The 13,075-nt window shown below is 32.8% G+C and carries 14 protein-coding genes; 4 read left to right on the top strand and 10 right to left on the bottom strand.

Annotated features, from left to right (window positions below):
* Positions 1 to 5: 5 nt before the first annotated feature.
* Positions 6 to 977, top strand: coding sequence for a tryptophan--tRNA ligase (gene trpS, locus LG651_RS03750; protein WP_226694808.1), 972 nt, complete (start codon positions 6 to 8; stop codon positions 975 to 977).
* Between the two features lie 11 nt (positions 978 to 988).
* The gene (locus tag LG651_RS03745) at positions 989 to 1,489 is read left to right on the top strand and encodes a hypothetical protein (RefSeq protein ID WP_226694807.1); all 501 of its coding nucleotides are present in this window, start codon (positions 989 to 991) and stop codon (positions 1,487 to 1,489) included.
* Positions 1,490 to 1,509: 20 nt separating this feature from the next.
* On the opposite strand, the gene dprA is transcribed toward LG651_RS03745, so the two are convergent.
* Positions 1,510 to 2,613, bottom strand: a complete 1,104-nt coding sequence (gene dprA / locus LG651_RS03740) for a DNA-processing protein DprA (protein WP_226694806.1) — start codon at positions 2,611 to 2,613, stop codon at positions 1,510 to 1,512.
* 106 nt (positions 2,614 to 2,719) lie between these two features.
* Here dprA and LG651_RS03735 point away from each other — a divergent pair, with 106 nt between their 5' ends.
* A complete protein-coding gene (locus LG651_RS03735; RefSeq protein WP_226694805.1) occupies positions 2,720 to 3,664 on the top strand; it encodes an HU domain-containing protein in 945 nt (314 codons plus the stop codon).
* 56 nt (positions 3,665 to 3,720) lie between these two features.
* Positions 3,721 to 4,230: an acyl-CoA thioesterase gene (locus tag LG651_RS03730; RefSeq protein WP_226694804.1), complete on the top strand. Its 510-nt coding sequence runs from the start codon at positions 3,721 to 3,723 to the stop codon at positions 4,228 to 4,230.
* Between the two features lie 477 nt (positions 4,231 to 4,707).
* On the opposite strand, the gene LG651_RS03725 is transcribed toward LG651_RS03730, so the two are convergent.
* The 9 genes from LG651_RS03725 to LG651_RS03685 form a co-directional block, all read right to left on the bottom strand.
* The gene (locus LG651_RS03725; RefSeq protein WP_226694803.1) at positions 4,708 to 5,562 is read right to left on the bottom strand and encodes a CPBP family intramembrane glutamic endopeptidase; all 855 of its coding nucleotides are present in this window, start codon (positions 5,560 to 5,562) and stop codon (positions 4,708 to 4,710) included.
* Positions 5,563 to 5,763: 201 nt separating this feature from the next.
* Positions 5,764 to 6,996, bottom strand: coding sequence for a murein hydrolase activator EnvC family protein (locus tag LG651_RS03720; RefSeq protein ID WP_226694802.1), 1,233 nt, complete (start codon positions 6,994 to 6,996; stop codon positions 5,764 to 5,766).
* Positions 6,996 to 7,766 carry a DUF4292 domain-containing protein gene (locus LG651_RS03715; protein ID WP_226694801.1) on the bottom strand — a complete coding sequence of 257 codons (771 nt, stop codon included), beginning with the start codon at positions 7,764 to 7,766 and terminating at the stop codon, positions 6,996 to 6,998. Before LG651_RS03715 ends, LG651_RS03720 begins: the two co-directional genes overlap by 1 nt.
* Complete coding sequence (locus LG651_RS03710; protein WP_226694800.1) at positions 7,766 to 9,106, bottom strand: tetratricopeptide repeat protein; 1,341 nt, start codon at positions 9,104 to 9,106, stop codon at positions 7,766 to 7,768. Before LG651_RS03710 ends, LG651_RS03715 begins: the two co-directional genes overlap by 1 nt.
* A 69-nt stretch (positions 9,107 to 9,175) precedes the next feature.
* Positions 9,176 to 10,195: a sugar phosphate nucleotidyltransferase gene (locus LG651_RS03705; RefSeq protein ID WP_226694799.1), complete on the bottom strand. Its 1,020-nt coding sequence runs from the start codon at positions 10,193 to 10,195 to the stop codon at positions 9,176 to 9,178.
* 38 nt (positions 10,196 to 10,233) lie between these two features.
* Positions 10,234 to 10,527 carry a GIY-YIG nuclease family protein gene (locus tag LG651_RS03700; protein ID WP_317197709.1) on the bottom strand — a complete coding sequence of 98 codons (294 nt, stop codon included), beginning with the start codon at positions 10,525 to 10,527 and terminating at the stop codon, positions 10,234 to 10,236.
* A gap of 60 nt (positions 10,528 to 10,587) precedes the next feature.
* Positions 10,588 to 11,022 (bottom strand): dUTP diphosphatase, encoded by a 435-nt coding sequence (gene dut / locus LG651_RS03695; protein ID WP_226694798.1) that lies wholly within the window; start codon positions 11,020 to 11,022, stop codon positions 10,588 to 10,590.
* A gap of 1 nt (position 11,023) precedes the next feature.
* Entirely contained in the window at positions 11,024 to 12,484 is a 1,461-nt protein-coding gene (locus LG651_RS03690) for an oligosaccharide flippase family protein (protein ID WP_226694797.1), read from the bottom strand.
* A 64-nt stretch (positions 12,485 to 12,548) separates the two neighbouring features.
* Entirely contained in the window at positions 12,549 to 13,055 is a 507-nt protein-coding gene (locus tag LG651_RS03685; protein ID WP_226694796.1) for a hypothetical protein, read from the bottom strand.
* Positions 13,056 to 13,075 lie beyond the last annotated feature (20 nt).

The raw sequence follows: 13,075 nt of genomic DNA, 5'->3' as shown, positions 1-13,075 counted from the left end.
GCATTATGGCAAGAGTTTTAACCGGAATACAAAGCACAGGAACACCACATTTAGGTAATATTTTAGGCGCTATTTTACCTGCAATAAAAATGGCAGAACAGCCAGAAAACGAATCGTATTTATTTATTGCAAACCTACATACTTTAACTCAAATTAAAGATGCCGAAACCTTACGAAGCAACACATACTCGGTTGCTGCCACATGGTTAGCTTTTGGTTTAGATATTGAAAAAACAGTATTTTACAGACAAAGCGATGTGCCACAAGTTACCGAACTATCTTGGTATTTAAGTTGCTTTTTTCCGTATCAACGTTTAACGCTTGCACATAGTTTTAAAGATAAAGCCGATAGGTTGGAAGATGTTAACTCCGGGCTTTTTTACTACCCAATGCTTATGGCTGCAGATATTTTGGCCTACGACGCCGAAATTATTCCGGTTGGTAAAGACCAATTACAACATATTGAAATGACACGCGATGTGGCCTCACGCTTTCACGCTAAATTAGGCGATGATACCTTTGTAATTCCTGAAGGTAAAATTCAAGAAAACACCAAATTAATTCCGGGAACAGATGGTGAAAAAATGAGTAAAAGTCGTAACAACACCATCAATATATTTTTAAATGATAAAAAGTTACGCAAACAAATTATGGGAATTCAAACCGATAGTACGCCTCTTGAAGAGCCTAAAGACTGGAGTACCTGTAATTGTTTTGCAATTTATAGCTTGTTAGCTAACAACGAACAAATTGCCACTATGAAAGCCAATTACGAAAATGGTAATTATGGTTACGGACACGCCAAACAAGCACTTTTTGAACTTATTGTAGAAACCTTTGCAACGCAACGCGAAAAGTACCATTACTATATGAACAACCTTGATGAACTTGATAAGGCGCTACAAGTAGGTGCAAAAAAAGCATCGAAAGTTGCAAATGATGTTATTGGTCGTGTTCGTGAAAAGGTTGGATATTAAAAGCATTTAAATTGTTAGAGGAATTTGAAAAAGAAATAAAAACTTCAAAAGATAATTTCTATCTTTTAAACACGATAGGTATTGGTCTTTTTTTAATTTATTCTCTTTTCGAGTTTTGCAGCTTTTTAAAATTTATTTTTCAACATTTTTTAATAATAACAAAAACTGATGCCCAAACAATTTTATGGTTATCAGAATTGATTGCATTTATTTTGTTTGTTATTCTATTTAGTTATTTGTTTAATTACTTTTATGACTTTAAAAATAAGGCTTCAAAAAAGTTACTTATTAGTTGTGTTGCTGCTTTTTTTCTGATTATAATTCTCCAGTTTTTATTTAGCTATTTAGGCGTTAGCTATCTTTATGAAAATTACTCTTCCGCATACGATTTTTATTATGATAATATTGATGGCTACTATCAACTCAATATAATAACCACATCAATTCCAATAATAGAATATATAATTATTGCTTATTTTTTTATTTCGAAAAGGAAGCTTAAAATAAATTAAGTCGTTTTACTTTACAAAGCTTAAACAACCTCAAACAATTTTCCTGGTAAGGGACGCACAACGCCTTTTAATTCCATATTTAATAACAAACTACTTACCTTAAAAACTGGTAAGTTGCAGTTTATAGCAATTGTATCAAGTTGTTCTTTATTACTGTCTTTTAAGTAATTATAAATTATTTTTTCGTCAGAATCTAGTTCCACAAACAATTGCTTTTGTATAGTTGGTGGTGTTTTTTCTTCGAGTTGCCAATTTAATAGATAAGGCACGTCTAGTGGTGTGTTTAGTAAATGTGCTTTTTGATGTTTTATTAAGTTATTACATCCAACGCTTTGGCTATCGGTTGTTCGCCCAGGTACTGCAAAAACATCTCGATTATACGAATTAGCAATATCGGCAGTAACCAAACTACCACCTTTTTCGGCCGATTCTATAACTATTGTTGCTTCGCTTAAACCAGCAATTACTCTGTTTCGTTTTAAAAAGTTATTTCTATCAAATTTATCGCTACTCCAAAAATCGGTTAAAAAACCTCCATTTTTTTCAACATCAACCATGTATTTTTTATGTACTTTGGGGTAAATCGTGTTTAGGCCATGGGCCAAACAGCCTATAGTTTGCAATTGGTTTTTAATCGCAGCTTTGTGAGCAGTAATATCGGTGCCATAAGCAAAACCTGAAACAATAATAGGGTTGTATACAGCAAGTGCTTCAATTAAATTTTCGCAAAAGGCAATTCCCGAATTGGTTATTTTTCGAGTACCCACAATACTAATAATATGTTGATTTTCTAAATCGATATTTCCAGATTGAAACAACAAAATAGGTCCGTCGATACAATGTTTTAGTTTTTTCGGATAATTATTAGCTTCAAAATAAAGTGTTTTTATGTTGTTTTCTTTTATAAAACGAAGTTCCTTTTCTGCTTCAGCTAAATGCGAAGACTCATGTAAATGCTTAATTGTAATTTTTCCAATTCCATCAATTTTTAAAAGATTTGATAACTTTTCTTTTAACACCGCCTCTGCCGATCCACAATGATTTATTAATCGTTTCGCTATGATATCACCAATATTCGGTACGTTTTGTAGGGCTAAAATGTATATTAAATCTTGTTCGGTCACTTAGTAAATAGTTGATATTTAAGTCAAAATAAAATAATTTTCACGGTACATAAAAAATAGTTTCACAAATTTTTATGTGAAACCAAAAAATTTTAACTTTGTATTTATGCAATTAGAAACCTACATAAGCGATTTATTGTACCGTTACGAGTGCGTTACCGTACCAGATTTTGGTTCATTTTTAACCCAAAATGCGTCGGCTACAATCGATGAAGCGTCGAACACCTTTTTTGCTCCAAAAAAAATTATGTCGTTTAACGAGCAAATTCAAAATAACGATGGTTTGTTAGCGCATTATATTGCCGATGTAGAAAAAATACCTTTTGAAACGGCAAATCAAAAAATTGCAAATCGTGTTAAAAATTTAAAATCGTTTTTAACACAAGGCGAAACAATAACCTTTAATAATATTGGTGCTATTTCGCTTAACGGGGAAGGTAAGTTAAAGTTCGAGCCAACCTATCATTTAAACTATTTGACTGAAGCTTTTGGTTTATCGCAGTTTACTTCTCCTAAAATTGATAGAGAAATTTACAAAGAAGAAGCAGAAGCTATAGAAAAAGTAGTGCCTATTGCTGTTACCAGTAACAAACGTAAAACGCTACCTTTTTTAAAGTACGCCTCTGTTGCTTTAGTTGCCTTAACACTTGGCGCTTATGCAGCTTCAAATTTCTATGCTACTAAAGTTGAAGCTCACAACCAAGTGGCTCAAGAAGAAGCTACAAAACAATTAGACACAAAAATTCAACAAGCTACTTTTAATTTAAATCCGCTACCAGCAATAACTTTAAGTGTAAATAAAACCGAAAAAACATTGGGGAACTTCCACATTGTTGCAGGAGCGTTTAGAGTTGAAGCCAATGGTGATACTAAAGTTAAAGAACTTAAAGCACTAGGTTACGATGCCAGAAAAATTGGGCTAAACGAATATGGCTTACACCAAGTAGTTTATGGTACTTACAAAACCGGTAGAGAAGCTTTAGCTGCTGTAAAAAGCATTAGAAAAAACCACAATACCGATGCTTGGATTTTAGTTAAGGAGTTAAACTAGTTTCTTTCTTAAAAACCAAGAATAATTTTACCTTTGCCACATCATAAAAATCTACTATGGAGGCAAAAACACCCGAAGCATCAAAAACTATATTAACCGATGTTGTTTTACCAGGCGAAACCAACGCATTAAATAACCTGTTTGGAGGCGAACTTTTAGCCCGTATGGATCGTGCTGCAAGTATTGCTGCCGGTAGACATAGTCGTAGAATTACCGTTACAGCTTCTGTAAACCACGTGGCCTTTACAAAAGCGGTTCCGTTAGGCAGTGTTGTTACCATTGAAGCTAAAGTATCACGCGCTTTTAAAACCTCAATGGAAGTGTGTATTGATGTTTGGATAGAAGATCGTGAATCGGGAGATAGAACTAGGGTAAATCAAGCTATTTACACCTTTGTCGCCGTTGATGAAACAGGAAAACCAACTGCTATTCCTGAAGTTATTCCAGAAACCGAACTTGAAAAAGAGCGCTACGATGCGGCTTTACGTCGTAAACAACTTAGTTTACTACTTGCAGGGAAAATAAAACCGCAAGATGCTACCGAATTAAAAGCGTTGTTTGATTAAAAAATAATGTTATAGTAAGTTATTTGTTCTCGATACAATTCTTCGTGCCTCAGAATCACTCGAACTGACGTCATAACTAAAATAAAACCTTATTACATAAAACTCATATTGTCTCTTCTAGTGGATTTGCGAAGAGAAACGTATCAAATTTGTATCGAAAAGTATTATACAACCTAATTGTTTTCAAAATCATTCATAGTTCTTCAGAATTACTCAAACTGACGGTTTAACTTTAATTAAAAGACTTCTTTACATAAAACTCAAACCGTCGCTTCGAGTGAATTTGCGTAGAGCAACGAAGCAAATTTATATCGAGAAGTATTGTACAACCTAATTGTTTTAAAAAGCATTCATAGTTCTTCAGAATTACCAGCACTGAATGTTCAATATTGTTGTATATGATTAGTTCTATGTTTTTATGATGTAATAGAAAGTCCTCTAGAGCTTTTTTAAATAGGCTAAAACCTGCAATTAGTTTTATACGGTATTGAGAGTTTTTTTTGTATTGTAATATGTTCCAATTCCGATTATAGTTAAAATTTCAGCTATTATTGATAAATACGAACCCTCAAAACCAAAAGCTCCGCCATTTATTAAATTACTTTCATTTGTTTTAAATTCAATAATTGAATAAGTGTCTTGACCACTAACATTAAATCCAAGAAGTGTTTGAAATAAATTCCAGCTTAAATGCATTGCAATAGGAAACCATAAGTTTTTAGTGTAGATATATGACAAGCCAAGAACAATTCCCGCTAAGAATAAATTAAATAAAGAGAATAGGCTAATATTCGGATTCAACCCGTGCATTATAGAAAATAGAATTGATGAAAGAATTAGTGCTGTATATTTATTAAATGAACTCATTAGGTTTTTTAAAATATAACCACGACAAAGCGTTTCCTCAACAATAGCGACAATCGTAAAAAGTAATATTGATTTAATTAATTCCTCCAAATTAAAATTAACTTTTATAAAAAATATTTCTTTCAAGTAAATTAGTAGAAAATAGCCTATTGTCATTATTATTAGGCCAATTATAATTCCAATAATAAAATCTTTTAATCTATTTTTAGTCTGAAATCCAAGTTCAATAAACGACTCTTTATCAACAAATTTCATAAAAAGCCAAATAATAAAAAAAGTGCCAATTAAGTCAAAAAAACTAATTATCAATTGTTCAGTAGATGTTTCTACATAATCGAAATTTCCAAATTCGGTTCCGGCCATTAAAGTTCCAAAATATTGGCATATTCCAACAATAATAAAATACGATATCATAAATAGAAAGATTCTTCCAGTTGTATTCATTTTCATTCCAATATCTTTCATTTTCATAGAATTATAATCGTATTTTTAATTCTCTACATTTTAAATAAAGCCTTCTTTACATAAAACTCATATTGTCATTTCGAGTGGATTTGCGAAGAGAAACGAAGCAAATTTGTATCGAGAAGTATTTTCATCCTAACCTTGTAACTTAAATTACAGCAAACAACATTTTAATAAATTTATTTCATCTTAAAAGCAATACTACATTTTATACAACCAACTCGCAGGATTTTGGGTATTACTATCCTTTGAAATGATAAAGCTTAAAATAGTTTCTCCATTACTTGGATTAGTGAACACCTCGCCAATAGCCTGTTTTGTAGAAACCTTATCGCCTACTTTTACATAAACCTTACTTAAATTTTTATAAATGCTTAGGTAGTTTCCATGCCTAATCATAACAATAGGATTTACGTTTCGCATTTTTAAAATCTCACTGACTTCACCATTAAAAATGGCTCGAACTTGCGCACCTTTTTGAGTGGTAATTCTAACACCATTACTTTTTATGGTTAAACTTTTATCGATTGGATGGCGTTGTGTACCATAACCTAGACTCACATAACCATTATCTACAGGCCATGGTAACTTACCACGATTAGAGGTGAAATTTGAAGCTAACACTTTTTCTTCTGGCGTTAACGCAAAACTTTTTGAACTGGAACTTTTACCTGCTTTGGTGTTCGATTTTGCAATGGCCGCCTTTATAATTTTATCTATTTCGGCATCAATGCGGTTTACTTCACGCTGTTTTTGCCTAATTTGAGAGGTGTAAGTCGATAAATTCTTTTGAATAGATTGCATTAAGGCTTCGTGCTCTTTTCTATCTGCTTGCAATGTTTTTTGCACCTGTCTATTTTCGGCAATCAAGGTGTTTTTTTCCTTTTGCTGATTAAGCAACTTGGTGTTTGTAGCCTGTAATTCCAGAGTTTTGGCTTTAATATTTTCACCTTGCTTTTTTTGATGATCTGCGTACTGCTGAATGTATTGCAAACGCTTATAAGCTTGCTTAAAATTGTTTGACGACAGCAAAAACATTATTCTGCTTTGTCTGTTTTTACTTTTATAAGCCTTAACTACCATAGCAGCGTAATCGTCTTTTAAATCGGCTAATTCTTTGCGTAAATCGGTTATTTTTTTTTGATTACTGTTAATTTCACGGGTAAGTAAATTAGCTTGCTGGTTGGTTACCTTAATTAAATTTGAAAGCACACTAATTTTATGATTTACACCTTCAACTAAACTTAATTGCGACTTCTGTTTAGTTTTATTATCGGCACGCAATTTGTTTAATTGCTGAATTTCGTTACGCAACTCTTGCCGACGTGTTTCTAATTCTTTTTGTTTATTGTTTTGAGAAAATACCATAGTGCTTGCCAAAATAAAAGCTAGCAAAACACATTCTTTAACATATGATTTTATTGTAAAATTCATTAAAGTTCAATGGCTTTAAAACCAGAAGGTATTTTAAACGGAAATCTTAAATCTTCGTTTAGCACAACATTTTTAAACTCCAAATTTACAATTAACTCTTCATTTTCTTCAACAGCAATTACCTTTATTTCTTCGGGCAAACTTTGGCTGTTAATATTTTGATGACTTAAATAATTAATTTGTAAATCTCTTTGCTCTACTGGTTGCAAAATACGTTGCGATGTAACCTTAAAAATACTCGGATCGATTAAAAATAAAATATCAAATAAGTTACGTTGTACTTTAGGTTGTACCAAATAATTACCATCGATAACTTCGGCTTTATAATCACTTGTATTTAAATTATAAATAGTTTCGCCAATAAGTAAATTCTGCACTTTATAAAAATCGAGTTCTGTACCTAATAACTCACTTAAATAGTTATAATCGCCATCAAAATAAGTGTTATCTAGCTTATTGTAGAAACTCACTTTTTCTGGTGTTATCATAGCTCGAATTACCGAAAAAGGAGCGTTTATCCAGATAACTTCGTCCATTTTACTTCGGTAAGTAACCGTGTACGATTGTGTTTTTCCTTTTTGGGTTAAGGTTAACTTTAATTTAGATTGTAACGTTTTATAGGACGCTATACGTTTTGCATTTTCCTTAATTAATTGCTTGGTATTTAAGTTTAAATTAGCTTCACCATTAGTTACTGTTTTAGCCGTTTTACAACCAAAAACCAAAACAACTAAACCTAATACAAAGCTGTATTTAATATATTTTATCATTAATTTGAAGATTCTAATTTTTGCGCTTTATCACTAAACGTTTTTGCCTTTTGCGTATTGTTTAACAAGGTATAAGCTTTACTTAATTGTTTGTAAAAATCGGCTTCCATTTTGTTATCATCAATAATAAAATCCAATCCCATTTCTAAAGCCTCTAATGCTTTTTTTGGAGAATTCAACTCGTTTAATGCCACACCATTTACAAGATAAAACAAGGGTTGAGATGGATATTCTTCTAAAGCTTCACTACTTTTTTCTTGGGCTAATTTGTACTGTTTTAAATCGATATATAACAGCATTACGGTGCGCAACACATTAAAATTATCGGGCTCCAGTTGAAGTGCTGTTTCAAAATACTCTAAAGCCTTTGTTTTATCGTTTTTAGTTAAATGATATTGCCCAAGCTCGATTAATGTTTTACTGTTGTTTGTATTACTTACCAAAGTTGTAGCTTCTACTAAATCTTGTTCGTATTCAGGATTTTCACTTACAAATTGTACAAAATCGGTTAATACTTTTAGTTTAGCTTCGGGCTTAATTTCGCTACTTTTCACCACAATTTTCATAGATTCAATGGCTTTTTCGGCATCATTTTCATCTAAATAAAACTTATATAAGGCTAGGTGAACCAATTGCGATTCTGGGTTCATTTTAAGCAACTCCTTAGCTGTTTTAAACGCTTTTTCTTTTTCGTTGTTTTCGCTGTAGCGGAAGATAAGAGCCAAGTAATTCGACTCTTTTTCTGGGTTATTCTCTACCCGATCTTGTAAATTTTTAATTTGATCTTTTTTTCGACCGGTAATTTGATAAATTCTGTTTCGCATTAAATCGCGAGATACTGAAACGCCATGTTTTGCGTCCATTTGGTCTAAAACCTCTAAAGCTTCATCATATTTTTCGGATTTCATGTACAGCGAAGCTAAATCTTCTTCGTAATCCAGATGATACTTAACCAATTGTTTTACGGTTTTTATAGCGTTTTTATAATCGTTTTGCGAGGCGTAATAACCATACAATTCATCAAGGTACCATTCATTATTAGGATCTTTATTTACCGCTTCTTTTAAAGCATCTTCGGCAGCGCCAAAATTTTTAAGTTGTATATAATTTTTACCTAATTCGAAATATAATACGGGTACCGATTTATCTATTTCAATACAAGCCAAAAGGGCTTCAGCCGAACGATCGTAGTTTTCAATGCTTTTTTGTTTCAAAGCTTCATAAAACAACTCCTGAAACTTATCGTCGTTATCCCCTAAATCGTCGTTTTGGGCAAAGCCAAATTTGGGAACTAAAATAATTCCGAAAAGGAAAACTAATATGTAAACATTTTGTTTCATAGTTTTGATATTCTACCAAAAACACTTCAATTTTTCTTAAAGCAACCTCAAGTTAAGAGCATATCATAGTTATTCAAGCACCGAATAATCGCCAATACTAATACTTGTAAAGTTACCATTATATTTTACATGATTACCAATCATAGCATTATCTAAATTGGCGTTTTTTATACTGGTTTCAGTTTGTATTAAACTGTTTTTTATAGTTGAATTTTCGATAACAGAACCATCGCCAATCGATACATTAGGACCAACTGTTGCATTTTTTAACACTACGTTTTTACCAATAAAACAAGGTTCTATAATTTTAGAATTTTCAAGCGTTACCGAGGTGTCAACCAAAGTTTCTTGGGCATCTGCATGTAAAAATCCTAACATTTTCCCGTTGGTTTCAACGGTTATGGCTTTATTACCACAATCCATCCATTCATCTACGGTTCCGGTTTTAAATATTTTACCTTCTGCCATCATGCGCTTAATACCATCGTTAATTTGGTACTCACCTCCATTCATAACGTTCTCATCAAGAACTTCTTGCAATTTATCTTTTAAAATAGCAACATCCTTAAAATAATAAATGCCAATTACTGCTTGATTGCTTACAAACTCCTTTGGTTTTTCAACCAATTCTACAATTTCTTCGTTTTTATTAAGCTTAACAACGCCGTATGCTTCTGGGTTTTCAACCTCTTTAGTCCAGATTACGCTATCGGCTTCGGGGTCTAAATCAAAAGCTGCACGAATTAAAGTATCTGCGTAAGCAATAACTGCAGGACCTGAAAGAGACGGTTTAGCACACATAATAGCATGGCCAGTTCCAAGCGGTTTGTCTTGACGGTAAATGGATGCTTTGGCACCTAAACTAGTAGCTAACTCGGTTAAACTTTGCACAACATCATCGCCAAACCATGCTGGGTCGCCAAGAACAAAGGCAACTTCTTCAATGGGTTGTTTTAACACTTTAGCAATATCGCTTACCAAACGATGCACAATAGGTTTTCCCGCTACTGGAATTAGCGGTTTTGGTACGGTTAAACTATGAGGGCGTAATCGAGAGCCTCGACCTGCCATTGGGACTATTATTTTCATATCTCATGCCCGCGAAAGCGGGTATCTTTTGTTTTAATTTATTTCCTAATTTTATTGTAATTCAAGTTCCAGTTAGCACTTAAATCTGACCAACTTGGATTCATTTCTTCAATTAATTCAATTTTCCAATCACGTTTCCATTTTTTGAACTGCCTTTCCCTTCTCTCTGCAATTTTTCCTTCACTAAATTCTTCAAAATAAATCAGTTTATCACAATTATATTTTGCCGTAAATGACTTTGGGTAAACTTTTAACTTATGCTCTTTTACTCTTTCATCCAAATTATCAGTTACACCAATGTACAAGACACCATTGGGCTTGTTTGCCATGATGTAGACATACCAAAGTTCATGATGGCTTTATTTTGAGATTCCTGCTTTCGCAGGAATTGGTTACTTAACCCCAGTACTTCCAAAACCACCTTCTCCTCTAGCTGTTTCAGATAGTTCTTCAACTATATCCCATTCGGCACGCTCGTGTTTTGCAATTACTAATTGCGCAATGCGCTCGCCGTTGTTAATTTCGAAATCGTCGTTTGATAAATTTACCAAAATAACGCCTATTTCACCTCTATAATCGGCATCTATAGTTCCTGGAGCGTTAAGTACTGTTACTCCTTTTTTAGCAGCCAAACCGCTTCTAGGGCGTACCTGAGCTTCGAAACCAACCGGAAGTTCTATGAAAAGTCCTGTACCAACAATGGTGCGCTCTAACGGTTTTAAAATACGTGATTCGGATAAATTTGCACGTAAATCCATTCCTGCCGATGCCAAAGTTTCGTAATGAGGCAACTCGTGATTGGATTTGTTTACTATTTTTATTTTCATATTACTTTTTTAATAATTGTTTTATGGTGTTTTTTTCTAAGGCGTAAACGATAGCCAAAAATACAATTAACATAGAAACTCCTACCACATAATTGCCTCTAAATTGATAAAACGACACTACAGAAAACAAAATTGAACCAGATAAATAAAGTACTATTTTTTTTATGTTGTAAGGAATTGGATAATATTTTTTTCCGAAAAAATACGAGGCTAACATCATACTTGCGTATGCTGTTAATGTTGCTATTGCAGAACCTTTGTAACTCATAATTGGTATTAACCAGAAATTTAGTAATAGGGTTAACAACGCACCAAAAACCGAAATGTACGCACCAAATTTTGTTCTATCGGTTATTTTATACCAAACCGATAAATTGTGGTAAATACCTAAACAGAAATTTGCTAATAATATTATGGGCACAATCCACATGGCTTGCCAGTAAGCTTCATCGCCTATAAAAATCACTTTTAAAATATCTGCAAATACCACAACGCCTAACAAAATTACAGAACCAAAAATTACAAAATACTCTAAAATTCTGGCATAGTTTTTTTGAGGGTTTTCTGTTTTTGCATGACTAAAGAAAAATGGTTCAATGCCTAAACGATACGCGGTTGCAAACAGCGTCATAAACAACGCCAATTTATAACATGCCGAATACATACCAATTTCGGTTTTGGCAATATTTTCTGGTAATAATTTATCAAGTAAAATTCTATCGAAAGTTTCATTAATCGAAAATGCAACACCTGCAATTAAAACAGGAAAGGCATATTGCATCATTTGTTTCCAAAGTGCCTTATTGAACGTATACTTTATTTTGAAATAAAATGAAAACATCAATAAAAGTGTAACTGCACTCGCAACCAAGTTTGCTATGAAAATGTAATTAATTTCGAAATTTGGTTTGTAAATGATGTTTAAAATGGTGCTTTCTTCGGCTAAGTCTTTCAACCACAATAATAAAAAGAGGTTTAATCCTAGATTTATTATAACGTTTAAAATTTTAATAATAGCGTATTTTATTGGTCTTGCATTAGCGCGTAACCAAGCGAAAGGAACAATAACGAGGGCGTCTAGTAACAGAATCCAAATAACGAGATTTATATAGGCTTCGTTTAAATCGGTTAACGCAGCTATTTGGCTTTTAAAAAGAAGCGCAAGTGTAAAAAACATGAAAGAAGAAACTATTAAGGAAATAGCCGATGTTCCAACCACCTTAGCTTTATCATCTTCTTTATTAAAAAACCGAAAAAAAGCAGTTTCCATGCCGTACGCTAATATTACATTGAAGAGCACGAAGTATGAAAAAATAAGTGATACATCACCGTAATCGGCCACCGAACTTAAAACACTTTCGTCGGTATGAAGACGTACAAGTAAAAAGCTTAACATTCTAGGTAAAACCGTAGCTAAACCGTAAATAAATGTTTGCTTGAATAATGTTTTGAGTCCGCTCAATTCATAAATATTTGATGGTTAAAAATACGCTTTTAGTTGTCTTAAAGCAAAATATAAGTCGGGCTTATTGTAGTTTTACAGAAGGTATAGGTCGAGATTTTTTAAAAACAACATCGCCTACCTTAAAATATTTTTTGATTCCGTTTTCTAGGTAACTTATAACGCATTCATTTTCTTCAAGTTCGAAAGGCATTTTAGGCGTATACATTGACTTATTTTGACCATATTCGGCATATGCCTCGTTACTCATAATAATATCTTCTTTCGACCTGTTGGCTTCTGTTTTAAAACGTCCTACAACCAATTCCTGGTTGATCATTTCTAATTTAGCGCCTTTACCTTGAAAATAAACAGAATCTAAAACAGATTTATTTGTGTTTGATTGAATTGGAATAAACAAGTTAACACCAGAACCACCGCCTTTTACACCGGCTACCCAACGTTCGTAATACACTTGCTTTAGCGTTATACTTGGTTTCTTTTCTAATGTGTTTGTACTTGCACACTGCGAAAAACTCATAGTTATTAGCATTAAAATTACGGCAGAGAAAGTTTGCTTTAAAAGATTCATAACGCTTATTTTTAGATTTA

The organism is Neotamlana sargassicola (assembly GCF_020523965.1).
GTDB classification, from domain to species: Bacteria; Bacteroidota; Bacteroidia; order Flavobacteriales; family Flavobacteriaceae; genus Neotamlana; species Neotamlana sargassicola.
Note: the sequence above shows the minus strand (reverse complement) of the source record. Positions and strands in the feature narration are given on the sequence as shown.

Excerpts from the sequence above, each read along its gene's own strand:
- LG651_RS03715 (WP_226694801.1), bottom strand. The coding sequence starts at position 7,766 with ATGATAAAATATATTAAATACAGCTTTGTATTAGGTTTAGTTGTTTTG.
- LG651_RS03725 (WP_226694803.1), bottom strand. The coding sequence starts at position 5,562 with ATGAAAGATATTGGAATGAAAATGAATACAACTGGAAGAATCTTTCTA.
- LG651_RS03735 (WP_226694805.1), top strand. The coding sequence starts at position 2,720 with ATGCAATTAGAAACCTACATAAGCGATTTATTGTACCGTTACGAGTGC.
- LG651_RS03685 (WP_226694796.1), bottom strand. The coding sequence starts at position 13,055 with ATGAATCTTTTAAAGCAAACTTTCTCTGCCGTAATTTTAATGCTAATA.
- LG651_RS03705 (WP_226694799.1), bottom strand. The coding sequence starts at position 10,195 with ATGAAAATAATAGTCCCAATGGCAGGTCGAGGCTCTCGATTACGCCCT.
- dut (WP_226694798.1), bottom strand. The coding sequence starts at position 11,022 with ATGAAAATAAAAATAGTAAACAAATCCAATCACGAGTTGCCTCATTAC.
- LG651_RS03730 (WP_226694804.1), top strand. The coding sequence starts at position 3,721 with ATGGAGGCAAAAACACCCGAAGCATCAAAAACTATATTAACCGATGTT.
- LG651_RS03710 (WP_226694800.1), bottom strand. The coding sequence starts at position 9,106 with ATGAAACAAAATGTTTACATATTAGTTTTCCTTTTCGGAATTATTTTA.
- trpS (WP_226694808.1), top strand. The coding sequence starts at position 6 with ATGGCAAGAGTTTTAACCGGAATACAAAGCACAGGAACACCACATTTA.
- LG651_RS03720 (WP_226694802.1), bottom strand. The coding sequence starts at position 6,996 with ATGAATTTTACAATAAAATCATATGTTAAAGAATGTGTTTTGCTAGCT.